The organism is Xanthomonas sp. Leaf148, from assembly GCF_001423585.1.
In the GTDB taxonomy this organism is placed as follows: Bacteria; Pseudomonadota; Gammaproteobacteria; order Xanthomonadales; family Xanthomonadaceae; genus Xanthomonas.
In genome coordinates, this window is record NZ_LMOP01000001.1 from 599,927 (window position 1) to 626,565 (window position 26,639).

Below are 26,639 nucleotides of genomic sequence, written 5' to 3' on the forward strand. Positions count from 1 at the left end.
CGGCAGATCAGGAAACAAGGGTGGGCTCGGCCGCGACGCGGTGCTGAGCGATCAGCTGCAGCAGTGACTCTCGCGAAGGTGCGGCCAGCGGTAGCACGGGATGTGTCGCGGCAAGACTGCGCACCCGCGTTACGACGTCGTACCGATTGAAAATTGCAGACGGGTCTTCAAGCATTCCCGTGCGCCGTGCCAATGCGTGCCAGACCACTGCATCATGGCGCGCAGCGGCAGCGATGTGCGGCAAACCGATCGCATCCGGGTGCTGAAATGCAGGCGGTTTACCTGCCCACAGCGCGCTGCGTGTGCGGTCCTGCGCCACGCTATCGACGTACCAGGGCCGCACAAGACGCTGCGCAAGCGCGTCGGCATCGACGGCAAACCGCAGCGGGTCATCCAGTCCTTCGCGATGCGCAAGATCGGCAACGGCATATGCGTAGCGCATCGCCAAGGACATACCGCGCGTATAGGTCGGATTGGTGGTGCACAACGCATCGCCGACCGCGATGGTCCCAGCCACGGTCGGCATGCCGCTCGCCACCGCGGACCGATAGCGGTTTTCGCACACTGGCCAGCGCAGCACATCCGATACCGGCTCGCAGACGCCAGCGTCGAGCCAGGTTGCGATGCCGGCGTGCGCGCCTGCAGCTGCAGTGAACACCGCTGGCTCAACCATGGCATGCCATGCGCTATCGCCATGCGGTGCCATCAGCGTGATGGAGACATAGCCGTTATCGGCGGGACACACGATGCAGCCACTGGACGCGGCATAGCCACCCACCGAAAAACCCGCAGTGAGTTGCACATTCGGCCGCTGCCGGCAGCGATACCACCGCGTGAAATATGCGAGCCCGCAGTTGTCCACCAAGGTATCGGGCGTCTGCACACCGGCCTGTCGCAACCATTTGCCGAACGCAGAGCCGCGACCCAGCGCATCGATGGTCAGCGCCGCGCGTAGCTCACCGCGCGAGCTGCACACCCCTTCCACCAGTGGACTGTCGTCGGTGCGAACCAGCAGGCCGTGGACGCTGGTTGCGTCATGCACCGTGATGTTCGGCTCTGCCAGCACCACCGCACGAACGACGTCCTCGATCAACGAGCGGCGCGTCGACAGACCGAACAACTCCGGATCGTCGTTGCGAGGCACAGCGACACCTGGCGCAAGCGTTGCGCCGAACGGCATCTCGACCGCACCGGCATCCAGCAACGCCTGCCAGATATCCGGCGCGCGTTCGCGCAGCACCTGCCGCCCCAGCGCGGCCAGCGCATGCGTATGACGGGCGTGCGGCACGCCTTTGCGCCACCAGCTCGGCGTGGGCAGATGGGCATCGCGCGCCAGCGATGACCCGCCGACGACCCCGTCGCGTTCAAGCACGGTCACCTGGTAGCCGTGTCTGGCAAACGCCAGTGCGCTCATCAAGCCGGCGATGCTGCCGCCGACCACCAGCACCTGCGACGTATCGGTCATGGCGCACACCCTGCGCCCACATCGATCAGGCATGGCGACAGGTCGTACGCAAACAGCAAACGGGTGGCGACAACAAACCCCGGCATCATCGGCCGCCCTCCATCGCGAATCCATACCCGTCCGGGTTGTCGAGCACAGGCACGCTGGCGGTGCGCAGCAACAACGAGCGCGCCGTCCACAGTTCGGCAAAAATTCGGTAGCGCAGCGCGGTCTGATCCAGGTAGTCCACACCCGCGGAACCGCCGGTGCCAACGCGACGGCCGATGAAGCGCTCCACCATGCGCGCATGCCGCTGCCGCCAGATCAACATCGCCTGTTCCAGCTCGACCACGCTTTCCAGCAGTTCGCGCGGCCACGCAAGCTGCGGCAACTCACGATGACTTTCGACAAACACCAAGGCCGCACGTACCGCACGGTGTGCGTCGTGGGCGGGCGCGTCGAGCTGCGCGTGCTCGTCGGCCAGCAGGAACGCCTGGGCGCTATCGTCTTCCGCCGCATGCCGCGCACGCAGCCGCTGCAGCTCTTCTATGCTGCTGCCACGCTCGGCGGCCAGACGCCAACGACGCTCGCTGTCGGCGCGCATCGCCTGGATGTAGCGACGTGCGAAGCGCTCCTTCGCTGTCGGCGTCGTGGCGCCATCGATCGGTAGCCGAGCCAGCCATGCATACAAAGACTGCTTGAGGGATGGGCCGGCCTTGGCGCGTGCTTCGACACGTTGCGCAGCAGTCGAGGGACTGCCATCCGGCAGTTTGAGCGCATCGCGATAGGAGCCCGCGCTGATGGAAATACGTTGTGCATCTTCAAGACCCAACAGGATCTCGATCTCGCGCAGTTGCGCCGATTGAAACCCGCTGGCTGGCGTCAACCGCTCGCGAAACTCCAGAAAGTCGCGCGCCGTCATCGTCTCCATCAGTCGAAAATGCTGATTCGCTTGCTCGAATACCGTGATTGCACGACGGAGCGAACGCACCCCGGCAACCACCTGATGCCCGGCCACGTCCGGTGCATTGAGCAGGTCACGGGTAAAGGTCAACTCGCGCAGCACCAGCTTGAACCACAGCTCGTGGACTTGGTGCACGCTGATGAACAAGGCCTCGTCGTTGCTGACCGCCGACTCATCGTCGTCAAGTCCTCCCTGCAGGGCCAGCAGCTGCTCGACCTTGATGTAGTCCCAGTAGTTCGCCGCGACCGCCCGCGCGCCTTTTTGCTGCTGCAATGCCAGGTCGGGCTCTGCACTCAACCGGCCAGCATCATCCAAGCAAATGCTCCCTTTTCAGTTGCGTCCACGCGGCGAGATTGGCGTAAGCCATCTTCTCCAGATCGTCCCAGATGGCCGTTTGTGCCACCTCCGGCTTGACGATCAGCTCCAGGCGATGCCCATTCGGGTCGCGGAAGTACCACGACGTGGCCAATTCGGCATGCCGTCCATCCCCGGCCACGTCATGGATCACCGGCCCCTCCACCTCGACGCCGCTGTCTCGCAAGCGGGCGCAAAGTGCGTCGGCCCGCTCGCTGTCGCGCACTTCAAGGGCAAGATGCTGCGCCCAGTCTTCCTCGACCGGCACCAGCGGCAGCGCACTGCCAAGCACCTCGAAGAAACAGATATAGCTGCCGTCTTCCATTTCAAAGAAGACATTATTATTGGTTGCCTTCAGACCACTGGAAGGAACGTGGTCAATCAATGCCGCCGCAAACTTCAAACCCAGGGTATCGGCATAGAAACCCACTGTTTCTGCCGCATCCCGGCAGCGATAACCTACATGATGAAGTTTACTCAACATACCGCACTCCTATATTCCGCCCATAGAAATTCAACTTTCAATTAAATGAAAGGTCTTCAAAACATATTTTCTAGCCAGCGACAACACGCAGCCACGCTTGCGCACAGCTTGATATAGCGACTGCAGCTATCGGACGCAGTTGCCCCTCGCGGCACCTCCACCGGCGATGCTGGCGAAGAGCCGACTGGCTGCAAGCGTTCTCATCCACAACGAGATGGAACTTAACACTTATAGCGGGAGATTTTTAGTAATACCTCAACGATTTTTCGAAGGCATTTGCAATCGATCGCGAGTTTTTCCGAGGGCGCCGTAGATCGCTACCGATGGAAAAGTCAACTTTTCACAAGAGTTGCAGGTGAGCACGCAGATCCGTCGAGACATGCATCACAAAGTGGTCCTCTGCAGATCTTTCGAAGATCATCAGAGGTACCTGCAGAAACTTCGAGATTTACATCAATTTCTCGAGACAGATCTCATTCCAGCATAATCACCACATGGTTACTTAAGCGGAACCATTATCTAGCCCAGATTTCGCGGCAGCCATAAAGAAGCGCGGGCTGTCACTGAGATGACACCTTGGAAGCGGATGCATGGCTACTTCACCAGACGACCTCCGCACAAGAATCGACTACGCTTGGCCACGACACCCCGCACGATCATCGCAAGCGGCGCTGGCCCGATTTGCAGCGGATGTCCAACACGGAGCCCGGGCACCCAACCCGCCGCTCTGACCCCATCGGCAACGCTCCGCTTGTGCGTCTGCCCAGGCGTGCAGCGCTGCACCCTGGATCGCGGTTCCGGCCCGCTCGGCTTAAACTTGTCGTCCCCCCGGTCGACCCGACCACCGCAGCCGCCGCACGCGGCGCACCGCAGGCCATTGCCGCACGCCCTGCACGCCATCGCCTGCCCGCCCCTCACCGCGCCCAGATTTCGGAAGACGTTTCTTGCAAAGCACTGACACCAAAGACAAATCCAAGCCCAGCAGCGGGGCCCCCGAGCACACCCCGCTGATGAAGCAATTCTTCGCCGCCAAGTCGGACTACCCCGATCTGCTGCTGTTCTTCCGCATGGGCGATTTCTACGAGCTGTTCTACGACGATGCGCGCAAGGCGGCGCGGCTGCTCGATATCACCCTGACCCAGCGCGGCAGCTCCGGTGGTGCGCCGATTCCGATGGCCGGCGTACCGGTGCATGCCTACGAAGGCTATCTGGCGCGGCTGGTGGCCTTGGGCGAGTCGGTAGCGATCTGCGAGCAGATCGGCGACCCGGCGCTGGCCAAGGGTCTGGTCGAGCGCAAGGTGGTGCGCATCGTCACGCCGGGCACGGTCACCGACGAGGCGCTGCTGGACGAGCGACGCGACACCTTGTTGATGGCGATCTCGCGCAGCAAGCAAGGCTATGGCCTGGCCTGGGCCGATCTTGCCGGCGGACGTTTTTTGGTCAATGAAGTAGACAGCGTCGATGCGCTGGAAGCGGAGATCGCGCGGCTGGAGCCGGCGGAACTGCTGGTGCCCGACGAAGACAACTGGCCGGAATTTTTGCGCGGGCGCATCGGCGTACGTCGCCGGCCGCCGTGGTTGTTCGATGCAGACAGCGGGCGCCGGCAACTGCTGGCGTTTTTCAAACTGCACGACCTGTCCGGCTTCGGCATCGACGACAAGCCGTGCGCCACCGCTGCCGCCGGCGCACTGCTCGGCTATGTGGAAGAAACCCAGAAGCAGCGCCTGCCGCATCTGACCTCCATCGCCATGGAAGTGGCCAGCGAAGCGATCTCGATGAACGCTGCCACGCGCCGGCATCTGGAGCTGGACACGCGCGTCGATGGCGATACCCGCAATACCTTGCTCGGTGTACTCGATAGCACGGTCACGCCGATGGGCGGCCGGTTGCTGCGACGCTGGCTGCATCGTCCGTTGCGCTTGCGCGATGTGCTGATGCAACGTCACCACGCGGTCGGCAGCCTGATCGATTCCGGCGCCGATGCCGACGTGCGCGAGGCCTTCCGCGCGCTTGGCGATCTGGAACGCATCCTCACGCGCGTGGCATTGCGCTCGGCACGCCCGCGCGATTTTTCTACCCTGCGCGATGGCCTGGCGTTGTTACCGAAGGTACGCACCATCCTCGCGCCGCTGGATTCGCCGCGCCTGCAGACCTTGTTCGCCGAACTGGGCGAGCACGACGCCACCGCGCATTTGCTGATCGGCGCGGTAGCCGAACAACCGCCGCTCAAGCTCAGCGATGGCGGCGTCATCGCCACCGGCTACGACGCCGATCTGGATGAGTTGCGACGGCTGTCCACCAATGCCGATCAATTTTTGATCGATCTGGAACAACGCGAACGCGCCAGCAGCGGCATCGCCACGCTCAAGGTCGGCTACAACCGCGTGCACGGGTATTACATCGAGATCAGCAAGGGCCAGGCCGACAAGGCGCCGCTGCATTACAGCCGCCGTCAGACCCTGACCAATGCCGAGCGCTACATCACCGAAGAACTCAAGAGCTTCGAAGACAAAGTGCTGTCGGCACGCGAGCGCTCACTGTCGCGCGAAAAGCTGCTGTATGACGGGTTGCTCGATGCGCTGGGCAGCGAGCTGGAAGGCCTCAAGCGCTGCGCCAACGCACTGAGCGAGCTGGATGTGCTGGCCGCCTTCGCCGAGCGCGCGCAGGCGCTGGACTGGGCGCAGCCCGAACTGGACAGCGCGCCGTGCCTGCGCATCGAACGCGGCCGCCACCCGGTGGTGGAAGCAGTGCGCGACCAGCCGTTCGAGCCCAACGATCTGGACCTTCACACCGACCGCCGCATGCTGGTCATCACCGGCCCGAACATGGGCGGTAAATCGACCTATATGCGACAGAACGCGTTGATCGTGTTGCTGGCGCATATCGGCAGCTTCGTGCCGGCCAGCCGCGCGGTGATCGGGCCGATCGATCGCATCCTCACCCGTATCGGCGCTGGCGACGACCTGGCGCGCGGGCAATCCACCTTCATGGTGGAAATGGCCGAAACCAGCTACATCCTGCATCACGCCACGCCGCACTCGCTGGTGTTGATGGACGAGATCGGCCGGGGCACGTCCACCTATGACGGTCTTGCCTTGGCCGATGCGGTGGCGCGCCATCTGGCGCACACCAATCGTTGCTACACGCTGTTTGCCACGCATTACTTCGAGCTCACCGCACTGGCCGACGAATCGCATGCCGGCGGCGCCAGCGGCATTGCGAACGTGCACCTGGATGCGGTGGAACACGGCGAGCGTCTGGTGTTCATGCATGCGGTCAAGGACGGCCCGGCCAATCGCAGCTTCGGTCTGCAGGTGGCCGCACTGGCCGGCTTGCCCAAGGCGGCGGTGATGCAGGCGCGGCGTCGCCTGGCCGAGCTGGAGCAACGCGGCGGCGAAAGTCATAGCGCACACATGGCGCCCGCTGCCCTGGATGCCCCGCAACAGTTCGGGCTGTTCACCGCACCCTCCTCCGCGGCGCAGGACGCACTGCAGGCACTGGACCCGGACGAACTCACCCCCAAGCAGGCGCTGGAAGCGCTGTATCGGTTGAAGGCGTTGCTGTGAGGGCGGGGATTGGGGAGTCGGGATTAGGGATTGGTTAGTCTGAGAGCGGGATTGGGGAGTCGGGATTAGGGATTAGGGATTGGTTAGAGCGGAGTTGGGTGGTTTTATTTTTCGACGCACGGTATGCAAACACCACAACTCCGCTTCATGACCAGATGCGTTCGCTTCGCCACTTGGCACTGATCGCCGGCAGCCGCCCTGGATCACGCTTCGCACGCGCGAGTGCGCGGGTGGATTGCTCTGACGCTGCGACAGGCGCACCCTGCCGCAACGCTTTGTCCAACAGGGAACCCGACGCATGACCACTTCTGCCTCGCTGACCGATCAGCTGGCCGCGCAATTGCAAGGCCCGCAGTTGCAACAACTCGCCAGCCGCCTGGGCATTGCGCCCGAGCAGGCCCAATCGGCGGTGCAGACCGCGCTGCCGCTGTTGATGGGCGCGCTGGGACGCAACAGCCAGCAGGCTGGCGGCACCGATGCCTTGCTGGGCGCCCTGCAGCGCGACCACGCCGCCAGTCCGGACATCGGCAGCCTGTTCGGCACGCTACTGGGCGGTTCGGCTGGCGGGGCGCAAGCCAACGGTGCCGGCATCGTGAGCCATCTGTTCGGCGACAAGGCACCGCAGGCGGCGGCCGGCCTGGGCCAGGCCACCGGGCTCGAACCCAGCAAGGCAGGCCAACTGCTGCAGCTGCTCGCCCCCATCGTGATGGCGTACCTGGCCAAACGGTTTCTTGGTGGCGGTGCGGCAACCAGCACTCAGCTCGGCCCCGCCCTGGCGCAGGAACATCAGCAGGTCCGCAGCACTGGCGGTGCCAGCGGTTTGCTGACCAGCGTGCTGGATCAGGATGGCGATGGCCAGTTGGGTCTGGGCGATGTCATGAAGTTGGGCGGCAGCCTGTTCGGCAAACGCTGACCACGGGGCGCTGCACCGAGTGGGCACCGCCGTGCTATCCATAGTGCGACGCTATCGATATGGTTGAATAATTCGAATTCACCAAATGATCGATGCTCTTTATCGTGTGCCAACGCCGCCATGATGAGTCCGCCTGAAGCATCCGCCTGTCTGTTGCGTCTCCCGTCAGCCAGATCGCACGTGCGACGCCAGGCAGCCGCTAGCATCGGCAGGGCCGGCAGCCGTCGTGGAGCGGCTGCCGCATTGTTTTCGTCATCGATAACCACGCCTCACGCACTGCTCCACTTCGATTCCACCAGCACGTGTCGCGCATCGGCACGCAGCTCCCCAAGTGCTCACGCACATAGGTATTGCCATGACCACCGAAGCAAAGTGCCCGATCAACCACGCCGTCGTCGGCGCCGGAACCACCAATCGCGATTGGTGGCCGCAGCAATTGAGCGTGGATCTACTCAGCCAGCATTCGACCAAGTCCAACCCGCTGGGCCAGACCTTCAATTACGCCGAGGCGTTCAAGCGCATCGACCTGCCCGCGCTCAAGCAGGAACTGCGTGCGCTGATGACCGACTCGCAGGACTGGTGGCCGGCCGACTTCGGCCATTACGGCCCGCTGTTCGTGCGCATGGCCTGGCATAGCGCCGGCACCTACCGCATCGGCGACGGTCGCGGCGGCGGCGGTCGCGGCCAGCAGCGCTTCGCACCGCTCAACAGCTGGCCGGACAACGTGAGCCTGGACAAGGCGCGCCGCCTGCTGTGGCCGATCAAGCAGAAGTACGGCCAGGCCATTTCCTGGGCCGACCTGATGATTCTCACCGGCAACGTTGCGCTCGAATCGATGGGCTTCAAGACCTTCGGCTTTGCCGCTGGCCGCGAAGACACCTGGGAGCCGGATCAGGACCTGTACTGGGGTCGCGAAACCAAGTGGCTGGGTGGCGACGACCGCTATGCGCACGGCTCGCCGGGCGTGGACGAAGCGCATGGTGTGCTGGTCAAGGACGACGACAGCCAGGTCAAGCACACCCGCGATCTGGAAAATCCGCTGGCCGCCGTGCAGATGGGCCTGATCTACGTCAACCCGGAAGGCCCGGACGGCAAGCCCGACCCGGTTGCCTCCGCACACGACATCCGCGACACCTTCGCGCGCATGGCGATGAACGACGAAGAGACCGTGGCGCTGATCGCCGGCGGGCACACCTTCGGCAAGACCCACGGTGCCGGCCCCGCCGATAACGTCGGTTCCGAGCCGGAAGCCGGCGAGCTGGAAAGCCAGGGCCTGGGCTGGCACAACCGCTACGGCAGCGGCAAGGGCGCCGACACCATCACCAGCGGCCTGGAAGTCACCTGGACCACTACGCCCGCGCAGTGGAGCAACGACTTCTTCGATCATCTGTTCAAGTTCGAGTGGGAACTCAGCAAGAGCCCGGCCGGCGCTCACCAGTGGGTAGCCAAGAACGCCGACGCCATCATTCCCGATGCGCACGACGCGGCGAAGAAGCATCGCCCCACCATGCTGACCACCGATCTGGCGCTGCGCTTTGACCCGGCGTATGAAGCGATCTCGCGCCGCTTCCACGCCCACCCGGACCAGTTCGCCGATGCGTTTGCACGCGCCTGGTTCAAGCTCACCCACCGCGACATGGGTCCGCGTGCCCGCTACCTGGGCCCGGACGTGCCGGCCGAAGAACTGCTGTGGCAGGACCCGGTGCCGGCGGTCGATCATGCACTGGTCGATGCGCAGGATGCCGCTGCGCTGAAGCAGACCATCCTCGCTTCCGGCCTGAGCGTGGCGCAGCTGGTCACCACCGCCTGGGCCTCGGCGTCCACCTTCCGCGGCTCGGACAAGCGCGGCGGCGCCAACGGTGCACGCATCCGCCTGGCACCGCAAAAGGACTGGCAGGCCAATCAACCCGAACAGCTGGCCAAGGTGCTCGGCACGCTGGAGCGCATCCAGGCCGACTTCAATGCCGCGCAATCGGGTGGCAAGAAGATTTCGCTGGCCGACCTGATCGTGCTTGCCGGTAACGCGGCGGTGGAACATGCAGCGCACGCCGCAGGCCACAGCGTCACCGTGCCGTTCGCGCCGGGCCGCACCGATGCATCGCAGGAACAGACCGATGTCGAATCGTTCGCCGTCCTCGAGCCGGTGGCCGATGGCTTCCGCAACTTCGCCAAGCGCCGCTACGCGGTGCCCGCCGAAGCGATGCTGATCGACAAGGCACAGCTGTTGACCCTGAGCGCACCGGAGTTGACCGTGCTGGTCGGCGGCCTGCGCGTGCTCGGCGCCAACGCAGGCGACGCGAAGAATGGTGTGTTCACCACCCGCCCCGGCGTACTGAGCAACGACTTCTTCGCCAACCTGCTCGACATGCGCACCGAATGGAAAGCGACCTCGGACGCGAAGGAGCTGTACGAAGGCCGCGACCGCAGCAGCGGCGAACACAAATGGACCGGCACACGCGTGGATCTGGTGTTCGGCTCCAACTCCATCCTGCGTGCGGTGGCCGAGGTCTACGCCAGCGCCGATGCGCAGGAGAAGTTCGTGCACGACTTCGTCGCTGCCTGGACCAAGGTGATGCAGTTGGATCGGTTCGATCTGGCCTAAGCGCAGCTAACACACCGACTGTGCTCGTCGCGAGGTGGGCCCAGTCGGTGCTTGGAACCGGCACGGACTAATCCATGATGGTTCCGAGTGCGCTGTCCACAGTCACCTGACGACTGCTCGCTATGGTTTGTCAGCCGCTCCAAGCCGCAGCTGTAACGCAAACGCCCCGGATATCCGGGGCGTTTTGTTTTGCGGCACTGCAGCCGTAGTGCCATGCGTTCCGACTGCCGTGATGCTGTTGATCAGATGCGTTGCTGCTCAGCATCGCCATCACCCCGAACAACAGCGAGTTTCCTTCGACAGGAGCGCGGGTTTTCAGCTGAATCGCACGCCCGAATAGCCACAGCAATGGTCTGCCCTGACCGCCTCCGTGCAAGGCATGCGTCCCGCACCCACTGATTTTTTACAACGCGTCGATATCGCCCAACGCGTTGATCAACCGGCGGGCACGCTTGTCTGGCTTTCCTTCCGGCGCGCGGTAACCGGTGCGCTCGGCAGCGCGCTGCAACCGCCATTGCGAACGCGCCTCGCGCGAGGCATCGCCCTCCACATACAGCGCCTGCGCAACCGGCGCGGGGCCGCGCACGTCGCTGAGTGCAGCCACCGTGACCTCAAAGATTTCACCGCCACGGTCGATGCGCAATTGCTCGCCGCTGCGCAGCGTGCGCGACGGCTTGGGTCGCTGACCGGCCACATCCACCTTGCCGGTCTCCACCGCCGTCTTGGCCAGGCTACGCGTCTTGAAAAAGCGCGCGGCCCACAGCCACACATCCAGCCGGACCGTCTTGCCCTGTTCCAGCTCCAGATTCATGCGTCTTGCTGTCTCGTTCTCTCAGGTAAGCAATGTTTGGGCAGCCATTCGGGAACTCAAGCTGGACCGTCAGCCCTGCGATGCTGATCGATTGCCAGGTCGATGGTCAGCGCGCGCCCATCCGCCCTACGCAGGGCACCTCCCCCCCGCAGGCGGGGGAAGCGACCTGTTGTCCGTGTGCAACACCGATCCATCAAATGCTCGCAAACCCCGGCCCTTCTCCCGCCCGCGGGAGAAGGTGGCGCGCAGCGCCGGATGAGGGACACGCCCCTGCTCTGCAGCGCATCCCGAACAGCAAGCGCAACATCTTGCAAAGGCGGTCACCGCTGGTATCGAACGTGGAGCGTGTCCCAGCCCGACATCTGCAGCGCAAACCAAATGGCACTGCATCGGATCTCACCCAGCAATGCTAGTGTGCGCAGCTTCTGCGCGACGATACGCCTGCGATGCCCAAATCCGCTGTCCTGACCGAAGGCCCGATCGGTAAGAACCTGCTGTTGTTCGCCCTGCCGATCATGGCCGGCAACATCGCCCAGTCGCTCAACGGCTCGGTCAATGCGATCTGGATCGGCCGCTATCTCGGAGAAGAAGCGCTGACTGCGGCAGCCAACGCCAACAGCATCATGTTCTTCCTGATCGGTTCGGTGTTCGGCATCGGCATGGCCTCCACCATCCTGATCGGACAGGCCATGGGCGCGCGCGACATCGCGCAGGCACGCAAGGTAATGGGCACCAGCGCGAGTTTCTTCGGCGGGCTGTCGGCGGTGATTGCCGTGCTCGGCTGGTATCTGGCGCCGCACCTGCTCACTGCCATGGGCACGCCGGCCGCCTCGCAGACGCTGGCCGAAGACTATCTGCGGGTGATCTTCCTGGCGATGCCAACGCTGTATCTATTCGCCTTCCTGTCGGCGGCGTTGCGCGGTACCGGTGATGCGCGCACGCCATTCCGGTTTCTATTGTTGTCGGTGCTGCTGGATATCGTGTTCAACCCGTTGCTGCTGTTTGGCATCGGTCCGTTTCCTGCACTGGGTATTGCCGGTGCGGCCTGGGCCACGCTGATCGCGCAGGTGGTCGCACTGGCCGGCCTGCTGCTCTATCTACGCAAGAAACGCCACGTGTTGTGGCTGGGACGGCGCGACCTGCATCTGTTCCGCATCGACCCGGCCATCCTGCGCGCGCTCATCGTCAAAGGCGTGCCGATGGGCCTGCAGATGGTGATGATCTCGCTGGCGATGATCGCAATGCTGTCGCTGGTCAACGGCTTCGGCACCGACACTGCGGCCGCGTTCGGTGCCGGGCTGCAGCTATGGAATTACGTGCAAATGCCGGCAATGGCCGTCGGCGCCGCCTGTTCGTCGATGGCCGCCCAGAACGTGGGGGCCGGCCTGTGGTCGCGCGTGGATGCCATCGCTCGCACCGGCATTGCCGCCAACTTCCTGATGACCGGCCTGCTGATTGCGCTGTTGATCGGATTCGATCGCTGGACCCTTGCCCTGTTTCTGCCCGCAGGCAGCGCCACGTTGGAGATTGCGCGGCATCTCAACCACATCGCGATCTGGTCGTTCCTGCTGTTCGGTGTCAGCTTCGTGGTGTCGGGCGTGGTGCGCTCCACCGGCGCGGTGATCCCGCCGCTGTTGATCCTGGCGTTTTCGCTATGGGGCGTACGCGTGCCGTTAGCCAACGTGTTGCTGCCGCATCTTGGGGCTGATGCGGTGTGGTGGAGCTTTCCGATCAGCTCCACCTGCTCGATGCTGCTGTCGCTGGCGTATTACCGCTGGGGCGGCTGGCGCAAGGCGCGCATGCTGGCCACACCGACGCATCCGTCAGCACTGGCCGCCCCGGCTGAAGTAACCGCACACCCCGCTTCGCCGGTCGCCGATACCGCACCCACCGCCGAGCAGACGCAGACGCAGACGCAGACGCAGACACGATCGCACTGAACGTGCACGCCAAGCGGAACGTGCACGTCAAGCGCAGCCAAGCCGTGCAATCAATGCCGGTGCGCAGATGCGTTGATTGGTTTCAAGGTGTCGCGCAGACCCAACGACTGACACGTGATAAATCCAAGCGGCGTCATGCTGTCCGCCGGATGTCGTCATCCATCGGCATCCAGCAACGCCTGACATCCTGACGACCAAGCAGCATCTGCGCTGCACTTGGCCGTGCCTGAAACAGTGCAGCGGTTTTACAGCGCAGTGAGTGAGCAGATCCGTGGATTGCTGCATCCATCGCGCGCCCTCTATGTCCCAGACACGTAGAGTGGATCGACATGCGATTGTTTGCTGACGTGCATCCACTCCAGGGACCGGATGCAGCGAGATGCCTTACATCTGCGTCGATCCATCTGAGTCGATGACGGCTAGCGATCTGCACAGCGCGCAATCCGCCACTGCGATGGCATCAGCATCAGCGCATCACCCACTGAGCGCACCATAAAAAAACGCACGCCCTGAGCGTGGTCGACATTTCCCATTCCACAAATTCCATCCCACAAACGCAAACGGCCGCCCGAAGGCGGCCGTTTGGCAAAGGCAGATCTTAACGACCTGCCAGTGTGGCTTACTCGGCGGCCTTGGCAGCAGCCTGGCGAGCGGCCTTGGCCTGTGCAGCGGCGGCCAGATCTTCCTTGATGCGGGCAGCCTTGCCTTCCAGACCACGCAGGTAGTACAGCTTGCCGGCGCGGACCTTACCGCGGCGCTTCACTTCGACCGAGTCGATGATGGCGCTGTGGGTCTGGAACACGCGCTCGACGCCGAAGCCGTGCGAGATCTTGCGCACGGTGAAGGCGGAGTTCAGGCCGGCATTCTTGGTACCGATCACGACGCCCTCATAGGCCTGCACGCGCTCGCGGTTGCCTTCCTTCACCTTGACGTTCACCACAACGGTGTCGCCCTGGTTGAATTCCGGCAGCTTGCGCTGAATCTGGGCGGCTTCGAAGTCAGCCAGGATGGTCTTGTTGAGTTTGCTCATGATGGGCACCGCGTGTCTGGTGATATTGGACCGGCAGTCGCCGCACGGCGATTGCTCGAGGTTCGTAAAGAGGGCCAGACGCAAGGCTGACCAGCAAGCCGCATATTGTACCCCAATCAATCTTGCAAGAGCTAGGGGTGAGCCCTTATTTCTCGTTACCGGGTTTATCGTCGCTTGGGGCGAGTTCGCGGCGAAACTCGTCCAACAGACGGCGATCGTTCTTGTCCAACCCAGCCTCGTCCAACAGGTCCGGGCGTCGCAGCCAGGTCCGGCCAAGCGACTGCTGCCGGCGCCAGCGCGCGATGGCGCCGTGGTTGCCGGAGCGCAACACGTCCGGCACATCGCCCCAGGCATGGGTCGATGGATGGCTGTAGTGCGGGCAATCCAGCAGGCCTTGCGGGCCTTCGAAACTGTCCTGCGCGGCAGATTCGGCGTCGTTCAACACACCGTCCTGCAGCCGCGTCACCACATCCACAAGGACTGCAGCGCCCAACTCGCCACCGGACAACACGTAGTCGCCGATGGAGATTTCCAGATCCACTGCCTGCGCCAGGAAGCGCTCGTCCACACCCTCGTAGCGCCCGCACAACAAGATCATGCGCGGCAACTGTGCCAGCTCGCGTGCGAGCGGCTGGGTGAGCGGCCGCCCTTGCGGGCTGAGGTAGATCACCGGTGCCGGCCGTGCATCGGCGGCTTGCACCGCATCCAGACAGGCCCGCAACGGCTCGATCAACATCACCATGCCGGGCCCGCCACCGAACGGGCGATCGTCCACCCGGCGGTAATTGCCCTGCGCATGGTCGCGCGGATTCCAGCCTTGCAGCTCAAGCAAGCCACGCTCCTGCGCCCGCCCGACCACACCGAACGCCGCGCATTGCGCGATGAACTCCGGGAACAGGCTGATGACGTCGATGCGCACTTAAGAATCGGGAATCGGGATTGGGGAATAGGTAGAGCAAGAGCGAAGCCGAGGCACCGCTTCGATCAGAAATCCGGATCCCAGTCGACCACGATCAGATTGGCCTCGAAGTCCACCGATTTGACGAACTCCGGCAGCACAAACGGGATCAGCCGCTCGCGATCGCCGCGCACGACGACCACGTCGTTGGACCCGGTGGAAAACAGATGCGAGACCGTCCCGAGCTTGACGCCCTCGACGGTTTCCACCTGCAATTCTTCCAGATCCACCCAGTAGTACTCGTCGGGCTTTGGTGACGGCAAGACGCTGCGGGAGACATAGATTTCGGTCCCGTGCATGGCCTCGACCGTATCGCGGTCGGTCACGTCCGGGAACACCGCAATCAGGTTCTTGCCCTGATCGCGCCCACGTACGCCGCTCACAACCGTTTCCTGTCCCGATGGCGTGCGCACGATCCACGGCTGATACCGAAAGATCGCACTGCGCGGCTCGGTCCAGGATTCGAGCTTGAGCTCGCCCTTGACACCAAAAGCGCCGACAACCCTGCCTAACAGGATGCGGCGCTCGGTCGGCTTCATCTGCGTCGACTCTGGGCCAGGCGGCGACGCCAGGCCCTCAAGATCAGGCCGCAGCGGCCTGGGACTTGGATGCTTCGCGATACAGGTTACGCACCTTGTCGGTCAGCTGCGCGCCCTGGCCGACCCAATGGTCGACGCGTGCAACGTCCAGCACGATGCGCGGTTCTGCACCCTGTGCAACCGGGTTGTAGTAACCCAGACGCTCGATGTTGCGGCCATCGCGCGCGCTGCGCACGTCGGTCACGATGATGTGGTAGAACGGACGCTTCTTGGCGCCGCCGCGGGTCAGTCGAATCTTGACCATGGTGTTGTTTTCCTGAGTTGCCCAGTCGCCAGAGTGGCGCGGTAAGCCGGCGATTATAGCGGGCTCCGGCGGCGAAGCCAAGTCAGCCGGCGCCGGCACACCAGATCGCTCAGATCGCTTGCCAGGCATGGGTTTGCAGGGCCCGCTCCAGCAGCGGCAACTGTGCGGCATGCGGCCCCCAACGCGCCGGCCCCAGCGCCACGATGGCCTGCTGGCCACGCGCGTTGCAGGCGAATGCGCCATCGAAGCGGTTCAGCTCGCTGAACTCCACCGGGCGACTGACCTGCGTGACGCCCAGCGTTTTCAGGCCGGACTGCAGCAACTGCTGCCGGGTGCCCAACAGCGACGCCCCTTGCGGCCAGACCAACCCGCCGCGCTCCCACAGCCCCAGATTCCAGAACGCCCCCTCCAGCACCCTGCCCTGACGGTCCTGCAGCACGACATCGTCATGGTCGGCCTGCATGGCCAGCCGGCGCAGATGCAACAGCGGGAACGTGCCGACATGCTTGAGTTCCGGCCGCTCGCGCACGTAATCGGTGACCTGCACGCGGAGCCCGGTCTCGGGCATGTCCGCCGGCGGCGAGATGGCGACCAGCACATCCAGCGCGACTTCGCGCAACGGGTTGCGAAAATCGTAGTCGGGCGCGAACACGGTGACGCGCAGACTGGCATCGACCATGGCCGATGCCACCAGCGCAGCGTGCAACTGCGCTCGCAGCTGGTCCGCTTCCAGTTCCTGCCCGAACAGCGCGCGGCTGCCCTCTTGGAGGCGCTGCAGATGCAGATCCAACCCCAGCGCTGCTCCGTTGCGCACCTGCAACGTGGTGAAGTGGCCGTAGTTGATCAGCGCGGCGGCACCGAGCTGTTGCGCGCTCGCCGGCGCGCCGTTGCAGAAGATCAGCGACATAGCAGTGCCTGCGCCTGCGTCCACCACTGCGTGACCAGCTCACCGGCCGGCTGCACTGGCGCCATCCACGCCGATTGGCCCGCCCAGGCCTGCATCGACGCCAGACGGTTGTCGCGCGCTGCCGCCTGGCGCATCGGCGCAGTCAAGCCGCGCTGCACCGGATACGGCGCCGGCGGCGCTGCATCCGCAGCCGCCGCCGCACGCACATAAGGCGTGAGCAATGCCTGTCCCAGGCGACCTGAAAACGCGCGGGTTGGCTGGGTGTGTTCCGGCTCGGCGGCCGCAAGCGCATCGGCCCAGGCGCTGGGCAGTGCTGCTTCGGGCGTGCGCAGCAGGCCGGTGCCGATCTGCACCGCGCTGGCGCCCAGCGTCAGAGCCGCGGCAATGCCGCGCGCATCGGCGATACCACCAGCAGCGATGACCGGAATCTCCAGCCGATCGACAAGCCGCGGCAGCAACGCGAACAACCCGGTCATCTGCTGCGCTGCCTGACTGGCATCGAACGCGCCGCGATGGCCGCCGGCTTCAGCACCTTGCGCAACCACCGCGTCGGCACCGGCAGCCTGCGCCGCACGCGCTTCCTCCAGGGTGGTGACGCAGGCGAACCAGGCGATGCCGGCCGCCTTCAGCCGCGCGACCTGGTCGGGCCGGAACACCCCCATGATCGAGGAGGCCACCGCCGGGCGCGCGTCGAGCAAGGCCTCGAACTGTGCATCGAAGTCGGCTGGGGTGGCATCGCCTGCGGTCTCGGCCACCGGCGGGCCCCACTGCGCAAGAAACCCGCGCAGCCGCGCTTCTGCCTCTGCATCGCGCACAGGCGCCGGATCGGGAATCCACAGATTGACCTGCGCAGGCCCGGCACTCGCTTCACCAAATGCGGCCATCCACGCAACGATGTCCTGCGGCTGCGATAACACCGCCCCCATCGCGCCCATACCACCCGCATTGGCGACAGCGACCGACAGCGGCACCGGGCAAGCGCCGGCCATGGGGCTGAGCAGGATCGGGACGCGCAAGCCAAAGCGCTCGCAGAAAGCGTCGACGCTTGAGTACGGGCCATCCAACGCGAGCGACTGTGTCATGACACCCTCAGCGATAGCCTTCGAGCAGTTGCACGATCCTGGGCCACTGCATCTGTCGCGCCAGGTCCAGCGCGGTGTTTCCCGAGGGCGTGCGTAGCGACGCATCGGCGCCGTGCTTGAGCAACAGCGAGACCGGCTGATAATTACCGGCCAGGGCATCGCGCTGCAACAGCGTCCAGCCAGCGTCGTCGCGGAAATGCACCATGTCGGGCTGATCGCGCAGGCCCTGATCGAACTTGGCACCCATGTTCTCGCTCATCGGGTGCTCGCACTCCGATGGGTCCTGCTGCGCTGCGGTGGGCTGAGCCGGCTTGCTGCCGAACAGCTTGCCGAACAAGCCGCTTTTGCGCTCCTGAACGCGCGCAGGCACCAGGCGCACGGCACCCGGACCACCGAAATCCAGGCCCCACGCGGCATCGTGTTCGGCGCGTTCGTCCTGCGGCATCGCGCGACGCATCGCATCGATGGTGTGGCCGCCGTAAGCCAGCCCATCGATGACATACATCCAGTCTTCCAGTTCGCCGATCGGCGCAGAGACGGCGTCGCCGGCGGCCAGCTCCGAGATCCATGCCGGGTCGTTGAGCAGGCTGCCGGACAGCTGCTCGCCATCGAACTGCACGTCCGATACCCACATGTGCTCGTGTGACGGCGCACCAACTGCGGATGCGTCGGTGGCAAACGGTAACTTGATCGCTGCCAGGGACAACGCCGGCACGATCCGACGATATTCCCAGGACAGCTCACGCCAGAAAAACTTGAACGTCGCGCGTGCATCGACATACGCCGCCAACATCGCAGCGTCGTCCTGGGCGGGATACATACGGCTTTCTGTCACGGTTACCTCGACTAAGAGCCGGCAACAAAACTACTTCACGCCAGTCTACTGCAGGCCGGCTGATCTACTGTCTGGCTGCAGGGCCCTTGCGCGCCCACCATCGCGGGACACGCTGCAAGGACGTCCTTGTAAGCGCTTACGCGGCATCCATGCCGCGTAAGGTCCCGCAACGGTGGGCGGGCAAGGACTGGTCGAGATAGTCGGTGCGCATACTTTTGAACAAAGCAACCGACCAACTTTCTGGTGCGGTGCCCTCGCCGCTTGCGGGACCGTGTGGCGGCATGGATGCTGCCACCGAGCCCCCAGGGACGGGTTTACGGCGTGTCCCGCGAGCGGTGAGGACACTGCGCCCTCGACCCACGCAGCGTTTGATATGGACCTCTGACTGCATCCACGCAATCGCACCTGCATCTGCGCGATGCCCTACATTGCCAGTGCGGCGCCGCACTGGCCGCGTCAGCGCATCACTGACCTCAACGGAACGGCATGCCGCCGCGGCCGCCCATGGCGCCCATCATGCCCTTCATGTTGCGCATCAGGCCCTTCATGCCGCCGCCGGCCAGCTTGCCCATCATCTTTTCCATCTGCTGGTACTGCTTCATCAGCTTGTTGACGTCGGCCGGCAACATGCCCGAGCCACGCGCGATGCGGGCGCGGCGCGAGCCGTTGAGCAGGGCCGGGTTACGGCGCTCTTTCTTGGTCATCGAATTGATGATGGCGATCATGCGCGGCACTTCCTTGCCGGTGACCTGCTGCTTGACGTTGTCCGGGATCTGGCCCATGCCCGGCAGCTTGTCCATCAGCCCATGGATACCGCCCATGTTCTGCATCTGCTCGAGCTGTTCTTTCATGTCGTTGAGGTCGAACTTCTTGCCCTTGGCGACCTTGGCGGCGAGCTTGGCGGCCTTTTCCTGATCGACGCTCTGCTCGACCTGTTCCACCAGCGACAGCACGTCGCCCATGTCCAGGATGCGGCTGGCCACACGGTCCGGATGGAATACGTCCAGGCCGTCGGTCTTTTCGCCGGTACCGACAAACTTGATCGGCTTGCCGGTGATGTAGCGCACGCTCAGTGCGGCACCGCCGCGGGCATCGCCGTCGGTCTTGGTCAGCACCACGCCGGTCAGCGGCAGCGCCTCACCGAACGCCTTGGCGGTGTTGGCCGCGTCCTGGCCGGTCATGGCATCGACCACGAACAGGGTTTCGGTGGGATTGATCGCGGCGTGCAAGGCCTTGATCTCGTCCATCATCGCTTGATCGATCGCCAGACGGCCGGCGGTATCGACCAGCAGCACGTCGGCGAAGGACTTGCGCGCGTCGCTGATGGCCGCGCGCACGATGTCGACCGGCTTCTGCGAGGCATCGGAGGGGAAGAACAGCACGCCGACCTGTTCGGCCAGGGTCTTGAGCTGCTCGATCGCGGCCGGGCGATAAACGTCGGCCGAGACCACCATGACCTTTTTCTTGCGCTTTTCCTTCAAGTGCTTGGCGAGCTTGCCGACCGTGGTGGTCTTGCCCGCACCCTGCAGGCCCGCCATCAGGATGATGGCCGGCGCCGGCACGTTGAGGTTGAGGTCGGCAGCGGCGGCACCCATCACGGCGGTGAGCTCGTCACGCACGATCTTGATCAGCGCCTGGCCCGGGGTCAGCGACTTGAGCACTTCCTGGCCGACCGCACGCACCTTGATGCGCTCGATCAGCGCCTGCACCACCGGCAATGCGACGTCGGCTTCGAGCAGTGCGATGCGCACTTCACGGGTGGCTTCGCGGATGTTTTCCTCGGTCAGGCGGCCGCGTCCGCGCAGGCGCTCCATGGTGCCGGAGAGACGTTGGGTTAGGGACTCGAACATGCGCAAAGGACCGCGTAAGGGGAAACGGGCACCGATTATAGCGGCACAGGCCAACCGACCGCCCCGCCGCCCGCCCAGCGAAGCCAGACCAGGAAGAAGTCGCCCCAACACTCGGCAATGTGCAGAGCCAACCCGCGCGCCAGCGCAGCCAGCGCCAGGAACGGCAGCTGCAGCGCCGACCGGCAAGTCTCCCTTACCCGCTCGTGCGCCGGCCCACCTGGCCAGCCCACCTCCAGCCCCGCAGCTCGCAACCCTGCTTTCCCGATTCCCGATTCCCGATTCCCGATTCCCGATTCACCAATCCCGACTCCCCGCCGCCAATATGCGAAACTTCCACGATGACAATCGTTCTCATCGCGTTCGCCTTGTATCTGCTGGCCGCGGCGCTGCTCACCCAGGCGGTGCTGCGCGATGGCAACCAGGCCCCTGCGCGCTGGCTGGCACCGGCACTTGCCGCCGTTGCATTGCACGCCGGGTATCACGTGCTGGTGGCGTTCCGCACAGCAGGCGGGCCGGACATGCATTTCTTTGCGGCGCTGTCGCTGTGTGGCCTTGGCATGGCCGCGCTAACGGCGGTGTTCGGCGGCCGCGGGCGGATGGCGGCGGTGGGCGTCGTGGTGTTTCCGCTGTCGGCGATCCTGCTGGCCAGTTATCACGCCTACGGCCACGAACCGAGCGCGGACCTGGGCTGGCGGCTGGAGTTGCACGCCTGGATGGCTTTGCTGGCCTACGCCACCCTGGGCATCGCCGCGCTGCTGGCGATCATGCTGTGGCTGCAGGAGCGTGCGCTGCGGCGGCGCGACTTCCACACCTGGCTACGTGCGCTACCGCCGTTGACCGAGCTGGAAACCTTGTTGTTCCGCACGATCACGGTCGGCTTCGTGTTGCTGAGCCTGACCCTACTGACCGGGCTGCTGTTCGTGCAGGACTTCCTGGCGCAGAGGCTGTTGCACAAGACCGTGCTCAGCATCCTGTCGTGGATCGTGTTCGGCGCGCTATTGATCGGCCGCTGGCGCAATGGCTGGCGCGGCAGCAAGGCGGTGCATTGGACGCTGACAGCGATGGCGCTGCTGGTGCTGTCGTTCTTCGGCAGCAAGTTCGTGATCGAGCTGGTGCTGGGGCCGCGTTGATGGCGGTGGGCGTGCAACGGTCTCGCACGTCATCAGGGCGGGACGCACGCCGAAGGTGTTACGACGTGGGTCACTGCACGTTGGTGCCAACGAAGTAAACATCGGGCGTCTGCGCTAATACGCGGGCGATGCGCTTCAGAGCGCAGGCTAGGAATTGCCTTGCCACTGCGGCGTTTATCAACCGTCAGGCTGACCTGACTGCTGTGTGGATCGGCGTGCAGTGTGCGCCTGCCGATGTCGCCGCGTCGCTTGCGCCCAGCTGCGTCGCTTGCGCCCAGCTCACGAGCGCACTCCATGCTTGCGCGGTGACCAGACGCAGCAACGCCTGTTTCCAGCAGCGGCCGCGCAGCTCCATCGCCTCCCATTGCCCTGACGCCGCCCCTCACGCATCCAGCGCCGCACTGACCACATCCCACGGCTGGTCCGGGCCGGGGCTGGCGAAGCGATAGACGATGCGGCGGCGGTAGGTCTCGCCAGGGCGCAGGATCGTGGAGGGGAAGTTGGCCTGGTTGGGCGCGTCCGGGTAGTCCTGCGGCTCCAGGCAGACACCGCGGCCCAGGCCGGGATGATGGGTGTCCAGATGCTGCCCTTCGTAGAGCTGCACTGCCGGCGCGTCGCTGCTGATGCGCAGCGCCACGCCACTGTGCGGCGAGTACAGTTCGGCCACGCTGTCTGCACCGTCTGCCAGCACTAGACACTGGTCGTAGCCCTTGCCGAGCACCACCTGCGGATGCGCAGAGTCGATGCGGTCGGCCAGCGCGGCAGGCGCGCGGAAATCGAAGGGTGTGCCCGCGACCGAGACGATCTCGCCGGTCGGGATCGACTCGGCATCCACCGGCAGATAGCGGTCGGCAGGCACCCGCAACACCTGTGAAGCCGCACGCGTCTGCGGGTCGCCCGACAGATTGAAGTACGGGTGATGGGTCAGGTTTAACGGCGTGGCGGCATCGCAATGCGCTTCGAAGTCCAGCTGCAGGCTGCGCTCGTGCAGCGCCAGACGCGCACGCACCTGCAGATTGCCGGGGTAGCCTTCTTCGCCATCGGGCGAGTCGTAACCCAGCAGCACCTGATCCGAGGTCTGCTCCAGCACGCTCCACACGCGCCGACCGAACCCGCGCAAGCCGCCATGCAGCTGGTTGCGCCCTTCGTTGGCCGCAAGCACGTGCGTCACCCCATCCAGGGTGTAGCGCGCACCGGCGATGCGGTTGCCGAAGCGGCCCACCAGGATATTGAGGCTGTCGCCATCGGCCGCGTAGGCAGGCAGGTCCGGCAAGGCCAGCAGCAGCGGCACCACGCCGTGCGCGGTGGTCAGCCGCAGCGCGTGCAGAATGCCGCCATACGTCAGCACCTCGGCCTCCAGCCCGGCATCGCTGCGCAGGGTAAGCGCGTGGACCTCGACACCGTCTGGCAACTGCCCGAACACTCGCTGCATGAATCGCCCCGCCACTGATGGAAGCTGGCGAGCATAGCGGTGTCGCGCATCTGCCGACCATGCCCTTGCGCACATCTCCACGTGCGGCACGCGCAGCCTCAGATCGGTGTCCGCGGCCGTGCTCGCCTGCGGCGCTCGCGCTGCAGCACGACAACCGGCCGCGCCACGCACTACGCTAGGCCAGCGCCGCTCCTACGGCAGCGCGTGACCAACCCGACGACCAACACAGGAGCGCCCAGCCGATGCAGTGGATTTCCCTCACGTTGCGGACTTCATGCAAACGGCTGGCGCAGACCGTCGTTGCAGCCGCCATGGCGACCGCCGTCTGCAGCGTGTCGGCGGCCGAGGTCAAGGTGACCGGGACGCTGCGTGCGGACCAACCGGGCGCGCAGGTCTCGCGGCAGCTCTTTGGTCAGTTTGCAGAGCATCTGGGTACGGGCATCTACGGCGGCGTGTGGGTGGGCGAAGACTCCCCGATTGCCAATACGCGCGGATATCGTAACGACGTGCTCGCCGCGTTGAAGGCGATTGCGGTGCCGAACATCCGCTGGCCGGGCGGCTGCTTTGCCGACGAATACCATTGGCGCGATGGCGTGGGTAACCCGGCCAAACGCCCGATCCGCGTCAATACGCATTGGGGTGGCGTGGAAGAATCGAACCGGTTCGGCACCCACGAGTTCATGGACTTCACCGAACTGCTCGGCACCCAGGCCTATATCGCCGGCAACGTGGGCAATGCGGCGCCGGACGAGATTGCGCAGTGGACCGAATACATGACCGCACCCACACGCTCCAGCCTGGCCAACGAGCGCCGCGCCAACGGCCGCGATGCGCCATGGAAGGTGCCCTACTTCGGCGTGGGCAACGAGCTGTGGGGATGCGGCGGCAATATGCGGGTGGAATACGCGGCAGACGTCTATCGGCGCTACCAGACCTTCGTCAAGGCACCGGCCAATCAACCGCTGCTCAAGATCGCGCCTGGCCCCAATAACGACGACTACCACTGGACCGAGGTGATGATGCGCGAGGCCGGCACGCTGATGGACGGCCTGAGCCTGCATTACTACACCGTGCCCGGCGGCTGGCCGCCGCGTGCCTCATCGACCGACTTCGACGAGCGCGCCTGGATCGATACGCTGTCGCGCACGCTGGTGATGGACGAGCTGATCACCAAGCACAGCGCGATCATGGACAAGTACGACCCGGGCAAGAAAATCGCGCTGGTGGTCGACGAATGGGGCACTTGGTACGCAGGTCTGCCCGATGCGAATCCGGGATTTCTGCACCAACAAAACAGCCTGCGCGATGCGCTGGTTGCGTCGCTGAACATCGATATCTTCAGCACGCATGCCGAGCGCGTGCGCATGGCTAACATCGCGCAGATGGTCAACGTGTTGCAGGCGATGATCCTCACTGATGGCGACAAGATGGTACTGACGCCCACCTACCACGTGTTTGCGCTGTACAAGCCCTACCAGGACGCCACGCACCTGCCGCTGCAGCTGCAGACACCGGAGTACCGCCACGGCGACGCGCATGTGCCGGCGGTGCATGGCTCGGCAGTCAAGGCGAAGGATGGGCATGTGTATGTCGCGCTGACCAACCTGGATGCCACTGCCGCGGCAAGCGTCAGCGTAGACGTGCAAGGGCTGTCTGCACGCCGAGTCGACGGGAGGATTCTGACCGCGCCGGCGATCACTGCCCACAACACTTTTGCGCAGCCGCGTGTCGTCGAACCGAAGCCATTCAACGGCGCCCGTTTGCAAGCGAAAGTGTTGACGGTAGCGCTGCCTGCGCACTCGGTGGTGATGCTCGAGCTGCAGTAAGCCAGCTATCGCGGGGTTATCGCTTCAAGAGCGCGCAACAAAACGATTGCGCGACCACCACACAGGCCAGGCCGTTGCTGGAAATCAGCATGTCACGTGTGCAGGTCAGGGTGCGTGCGCTACTCACACTCGCGTGGCCGGTCGCTGCGCTTGATTGGCCGATCTAGACCGATGTAGACGCCTATATCGGTAGCGAATCCGGCTCAGCAACGCGCCACTCTGTCGGCAAGCGTTCCAGCAAGTGCGCCATGAAAGCGCGCACTTTCGGAGTGAAGTCACGGCGGTCGGCCACGCAAAGAAACAGACGCAATGGCTCGACGGCGGCCTGCGTTGCGTCACTGCCATCTGGCACAAACAACGCTTGCAGTTGACCGCGCTGCAGGTAGGGCTGCACCACGAAGGCGGCCAGGCGGGTGATGCCGCCGCCAGCGACGGCCATGGTGGCAAGCGCGTCGACATCGTCGCTGACCATCGCCTGGCCAAGTTGCGGCTGAAACCGCACGCCGTCGCGCACGAAGTTCCAACGCAAAAAGCGCCCGTCCACCGGGTAGCGCAGCAATAGACAGTCGTGATATTTGAGCTCGTCCGGGTGCTTGGGGGTGCCGCAGCGGGCCAGATACTCGGGCGCCGCGCATACCACGAACGGCACATCCGCAATGGGCCGTGCCACTAGGCCATCTTCCAGCTGCGCTTCGATACGCAAACTGACATCCACGCTCTCCTGCGCGTGCTGCACCACTCGGTCGGTGCACAGCAGTTCGATCTCCAACTGCGGATATTGCTGACGCAGCGCAGGCAGCATCGGTGCGAGCACATGGCGTGCGAACGCGGCGGTGCTGGCCACACGCAATCTTCCCGCCAGCGCCTGCTGCGGGCCGGCTACCAGTTGCCGCGCACGCTCCAGGTCGCGCTCCAGTTGCCGCACCTGTTCGAAATACAGCGCACCGCGTTCGGTCAACGCCAGGCTGCGGGTGGTCCGGTGCAGCAAGCGCACGCCCAGATGCTGCTCGAGCCGCGCGATGTTCTGGCTGACTGCGGCGGCGCTGACGCCCAGCAATTTGGCTCCACCGGCAATGCTGCCGGCATCCACGGTGCAGACGAAACTGCGAATCGACTGAAGAATATTCATTAGTGGAGCAAGTATTCCCGAGCGATTCGTAAGATTCTCTTACGTAAGCCGCAAGGTTACGCGATCTACCCGAGCTGCGACGCTCGCCCTAGAGTTGCGCCATGCCGCTGGTTCGCGGCAAGCGAGGCCCCCTATGTCGTCATCCCCACCCTCCTCCGCACTGGCGCGCTCACGTTGGAAGCTCGGCGTACGCGCCACACCGTTCGTGTTTGCGTTTTACATGGCCGCGATCATGGCGTTGCTGATGTGCGTCGTGATCACCGGCGCCAATACCGGGCTGACGCCGGGATTCGGATGGCGCGTGCTGGATGCCTACCGCATTGCGATGCCCACCGCGTTTTGCTGCGTGCTGGTGGTGCGGCCGCTGGTAAGCCGCCTGGTTGCTTGGACCGTGCATGCGGGTCAGTGACGAACGCAGGCACGTGCAACGCTGGTGATCGACGGGCGCTTGCAGCATGGCCGTGCCTGCGCGCGTACGGCGTAGATGGCACCGCCATGCTGCAAGCGCTTCCATGCGTCCTCGACACATTTGAGGTGTG

At 64.5% G+C, this 26,639-nt stretch carries 21 protein-coding genes and 1 other RNA gene; 8 read left to right on the plus strand and 14 right to left on the minus strand.

Annotated features, from left to right (window positions below; translation table 11 throughout):
- Positions 1 to 7 precede the first annotated feature (7 nt).
- From ASF90_RS02485 to ASF90_RS02495, 3 genes are all read right to left on the minus strand, one after another.
- A complete protein-coding gene (locus ASF90_RS02485) occupies positions 8 to 1,465 on the minus strand; it encodes an FAD-dependent oxidoreductase (RefSeq protein WP_055845415.1) in 1,458 nt (485 codons plus the stop codon).
- Between the two features lie 85 nt (positions 1,466 to 1,550).
- Entirely contained in the window at positions 1,551 to 2,723 is a 1,173-nt protein-coding gene (locus tag ASF90_RS02490) for a tryptophan 2,3-dioxygenase family protein (protein WP_236699181.1), read from the minus strand.
- A complete protein-coding gene (locus ASF90_RS02495) occupies positions 2,716 to 3,246 on the minus strand; it encodes a VOC family protein (RefSeq protein ID WP_055845418.1) in 531 nt (176 codons plus the stop codon). The genes ASF90_RS02490 and ASF90_RS02495 overlap by 8 nt, the downstream gene beginning before the upstream one ends.
- A 944-nt stretch (positions 3,247 to 4,190) precedes the next feature.
- Between ASF90_RS02495 and mutS the strand changes: the two genes are divergently transcribed.
- The 4 genes from mutS (at position 4,191) to ASF90_RS21225 (ending at position 10,463) form a co-directional block, all read left to right on the plus strand.
- On the plus strand, positions 4,191 to 6,812 hold the full coding sequence (gene mutS, locus ASF90_RS02500) for a DNA mismatch repair protein MutS (RefSeq protein ID WP_055845419.1): 2,622 nt from the start codon (positions 4,191 to 4,193) through the stop codon (positions 6,810 to 6,812).
- A gap of 298 nt (positions 6,813 to 7,110) precedes the next feature.
- Positions 7,111 to 7,725, plus strand: coding sequence for a DUF937 domain-containing protein (locus ASF90_RS02505; RefSeq protein ID WP_055845421.1), 615 nt, complete (start codon positions 7,111 to 7,113; stop codon positions 7,723 to 7,725).
- A 355-nt stretch (positions 7,726 to 8,080) separates the two neighbouring features.
- Complete coding sequence (gene katG, locus ASF90_RS02510; RefSeq protein ID WP_055845424.1) at positions 8,081 to 10,327, plus strand: catalase/peroxidase HPI; 2,247 nt, start codon at positions 8,081 to 8,083, stop codon at positions 10,325 to 10,327.
- Positions 10,328 to 10,389: 62 nt separating this feature from the next.
- Positions 10,390 to 10,463: non-coding RNA, sX9 sRNA (locus ASF90_RS21225), on the plus strand.
- Between the two features lie 267 nt (positions 10,464 to 10,730).
- On the opposite strand, the gene ASF90_RS02515 is transcribed toward ASF90_RS21225, so the two are convergent.
- Positions 10,731 to 11,138 (minus strand): RNA-binding S4 domain-containing protein, encoded by a 408-nt coding sequence (locus ASF90_RS02515; RefSeq protein ID WP_055845428.1) that lies wholly within the window; start codon positions 11,136 to 11,138, stop codon positions 10,731 to 10,733.
- A gap of 446 nt (positions 11,139 to 11,584) precedes the next feature.
- On the opposite strand from ASF90_RS02515, the gene ASF90_RS02520 reads away from it, so the two are divergent.
- Positions 11,585 to 13,078, plus strand: a complete 1,494-nt coding sequence (locus tag ASF90_RS02520; protein ID WP_055845429.1) for an MATE family efflux transporter — start codon at positions 11,585 to 11,587, stop codon at positions 13,076 to 13,078.
- 619 nt (positions 13,079 to 13,697) lie between these two features.
- Here the strand turns inward: ASF90_RS02520 and rplS are convergent.
- From rplS to ffh, 8 genes are all read right to left on the minus strand, one after another.
- Positions 13,698 to 14,108, minus strand: a complete 411-nt coding sequence (gene rplS / locus ASF90_RS02525) for a 50S ribosomal protein L19 (RefSeq protein ID WP_055845430.1) — start codon at positions 14,106 to 14,108, stop codon at positions 13,698 to 13,700.
- 145 nt (positions 14,109 to 14,253) lie between these two features.
- A complete protein-coding gene (gene trmD, locus ASF90_RS02530) occupies positions 14,254 to 15,027 on the minus strand; it encodes a tRNA (guanosine(37)-N1)-methyltransferase TrmD (RefSeq protein WP_055845432.1) in 774 nt (257 codons plus the stop codon).
- A gap of 65 nt (positions 15,028 to 15,092) precedes the next feature.
- Positions 15,093 to 15,605, minus strand: a complete 513-nt coding sequence (gene rimM, locus ASF90_RS02535) for a ribosome maturation factor RimM (RefSeq protein WP_055845435.1) — start codon at positions 15,603 to 15,605, stop codon at positions 15,093 to 15,095.
- 43 nt (positions 15,606 to 15,648) lie between these two features.
- A complete protein-coding gene (gene rpsP / locus ASF90_RS02540) occupies positions 15,649 to 15,909 on the minus strand; it encodes a 30S ribosomal protein S16 (protein WP_005989876.1) in 261 nt (86 codons plus the stop codon).
- Between the two features lie 109 nt (positions 15,910 to 16,018).
- Complete coding sequence (locus tag ASF90_RS02545) at positions 16,019 to 16,816, minus strand: aminotransferase class IV family protein (protein ID WP_055845438.1); 798 nt, start codon at positions 16,814 to 16,816, stop codon at positions 16,019 to 16,021.
- On the minus strand, positions 16,807 to 17,898 hold the full coding sequence (locus ASF90_RS02550) for a nitronate monooxygenase (RefSeq protein ID WP_055845441.1): 1,092 nt from the start codon (positions 17,896 to 17,898) through the stop codon (positions 16,807 to 16,809). Before ASF90_RS02550 ends, ASF90_RS02545 begins: the two co-directional genes overlap by 10 nt.
- A gap of 7 nt (positions 17,899 to 17,905) precedes the next feature.
- A complete protein-coding gene (locus ASF90_RS02555) occupies positions 17,906 to 18,733 on the minus strand; it encodes a DUF2314 domain-containing protein (RefSeq protein WP_055845443.1) in 828 nt (275 codons plus the stop codon).
- A 473-nt stretch (positions 18,734 to 19,206) separates the two neighbouring features.
- Entirely contained in the window at positions 19,207 to 20,583 is a 1,377-nt protein-coding gene (gene ffh / locus ASF90_RS02560) for a signal recognition particle protein (protein ID WP_055845447.1), read from the minus strand.
- A 338-nt stretch (positions 20,584 to 20,921) separates the two neighbouring features.
- On the opposite strand from ffh, the gene ccsA reads away from it, so the two are divergent.
- Complete coding sequence (gene ccsA, locus ASF90_RS02570) at positions 20,922 to 21,713, plus strand: cytochrome c biogenesis protein CcsA (RefSeq protein ID WP_055845453.1); 792 nt, start codon at positions 20,922 to 20,924, stop codon at positions 21,711 to 21,713.
- 382 nt (positions 21,714 to 22,095) lie between these two features.
- Here ccsA and ASF90_RS02575 read toward each other — a convergent pair whose 3' ends face one another.
- Positions 22,096 to 23,145 (minus strand): aldose epimerase family protein, encoded by a 1,050-nt coding sequence (locus ASF90_RS02575; protein ID WP_055845455.1) that lies wholly within the window; start codon positions 23,143 to 23,145, stop codon positions 22,096 to 22,098.
- A gap of 242 nt (positions 23,146 to 23,387) precedes the next feature.
- Between ASF90_RS02575 and ASF90_RS02580 the strand changes: the two genes are divergently transcribed.
- A complete protein-coding gene (locus tag ASF90_RS02580) occupies positions 23,388 to 24,971 on the plus strand; it encodes an alpha-L-arabinofuranosidase C-terminal domain-containing protein (RefSeq protein ID WP_055845458.1) in 1,584 nt (527 codons plus the stop codon).
- Between the two features lie 181 nt (positions 24,972 to 25,152).
- Here ASF90_RS02580 and ASF90_RS02585 read toward each other — a convergent pair whose 3' ends face one another.
- Positions 25,153 to 26,100 (minus strand): LysR family transcriptional regulator, encoded by a 948-nt coding sequence (locus tag ASF90_RS02585; RefSeq protein WP_055845461.1) that lies wholly within the window; start codon positions 26,098 to 26,100, stop codon positions 25,153 to 25,155.
- Positions 26,101 to 26,233: 133 nt separating this feature from the next.
- Between ASF90_RS02585 and ASF90_RS02590 the strand changes: the two genes are divergently transcribed.
- Complete coding sequence (locus ASF90_RS02590) at positions 26,234 to 26,509, plus strand: DUF2798 domain-containing protein (RefSeq protein WP_055845463.1); 276 nt, start codon at positions 26,234 to 26,236, stop codon at positions 26,507 to 26,509.
- The last annotated feature ends 130 nt before the right edge of the window (positions 26,510 to 26,639 follow it).

What these genes read in the sequence shown, in the direction of transcription:
- ASF90_RS02485 (WP_055845415.1), bottom strand. Translation starts at nt 1,465, where the DNA reads ATGACCGATACGTCGCAGGTGCTGGTGGTCGGCGGCAGCATCGCCGGC.
- ASF90_RS02495 (WP_055845418.1), bottom strand. Translation starts at nt 3,246, where the DNA reads ATGTTGAGTAAACTTCATCATGTAGGTTATCGCTGCCGGGATGCGGCA.
- ASF90_RS02505 (WP_055845421.1), top strand. Translation starts at nt 7,111, where the DNA reads ATGACCACTTCTGCCTCGCTGACCGATCAGCTGGCCGCGCAATTGCAA.
- katG (WP_055845424.1), top strand. Translation starts at nt 8,081, where the DNA reads ATGACCACCGAAGCAAAGTGCCCGATCAACCACGCCGTCGTCGGCGCC.
- ASF90_RS02515 (WP_055845428.1), bottom strand. Translation starts at nt 11,138, where the DNA reads ATGAATCTGGAGCTGGAACAGGGCAAGACGGTCCGGCTGGATGTGTGG.
- ASF90_RS02520 (WP_055845429.1), top strand. Translation starts at nt 11,585, where the DNA reads ATGCCCAAATCCGCTGTCCTGACCGAAGGCCCGATCGGTAAGAACCTG.
- rplS (WP_055845430.1), bottom strand. Translation starts at nt 14,108, where the DNA reads ATGAGCAAACTCAACAAGACCATCCTGGCTGACTTCGAAGCCGCCCAG.
- rimM (WP_055845435.1), bottom strand. Translation starts at nt 15,605, where the DNA reads ATGAAGCCGACCGAGCGCCGCATCCTGTTAGGCAGGGTTGTCGGCGCT.
- rpsP (WP_005989876.1), bottom strand. Translation starts at nt 15,909, where the DNA reads ATGGTCAAGATTCGACTGACCCGCGGCGGCGCCAAGAAGCGTCCGTTC.
- ASF90_RS02545 (WP_055845438.1), bottom strand. Translation starts at nt 16,816, where the DNA reads ATGTCGCTGATCTTCTGCAACGGCGCGCCGGCGAGCGCGCAACAGCTC.
- ASF90_RS02550 (WP_055845441.1), bottom strand. Translation starts at nt 17,898, where the DNA reads ATGACACAGTCGCTCGCGTTGGATGGCCCGTACTCAAGCGTCGACGCT.
- ffh (WP_055845447.1), bottom strand. Translation starts at nt 20,583, where the DNA reads ATGTTCGAGTCCCTAACCCAACGTCTCTCCGGCACCATGGAGCGCCTG.
- ccsA (WP_055845453.1), top strand. Translation starts at nt 20,922, where the DNA reads ATGACAATCGTTCTCATCGCGTTCGCCTTGTATCTGCTGGCCGCGGCG.
- ASF90_RS02575 (WP_055845455.1), bottom strand. Translation starts at nt 23,145, where the DNA reads ATGCAGCGAGTGTTCGGGCAGTTGCCAGACGGTGTCGAGGTCCACGCG.
- ASF90_RS02580 (WP_055845458.1), top strand. Translation starts at nt 23,388, where the DNA reads ATGCAGTGGATTTCCCTCACGTTGCGGACTTCATGCAAACGGCTGGCG.
- ASF90_RS02585 (WP_055845461.1), bottom strand. Translation starts at nt 26,100, where the DNA reads ATGAATATTCTTCAGTCGATTCGCAGTTTCGTCTGCACCGTGGATGCC.
- ASF90_RS02590 (WP_055845463.1), top strand. Translation starts at nt 26,234, where the DNA reads ATGTCGTCATCCCCACCCTCCTCCGCACTGGCGCGCTCACGTTGGAAG.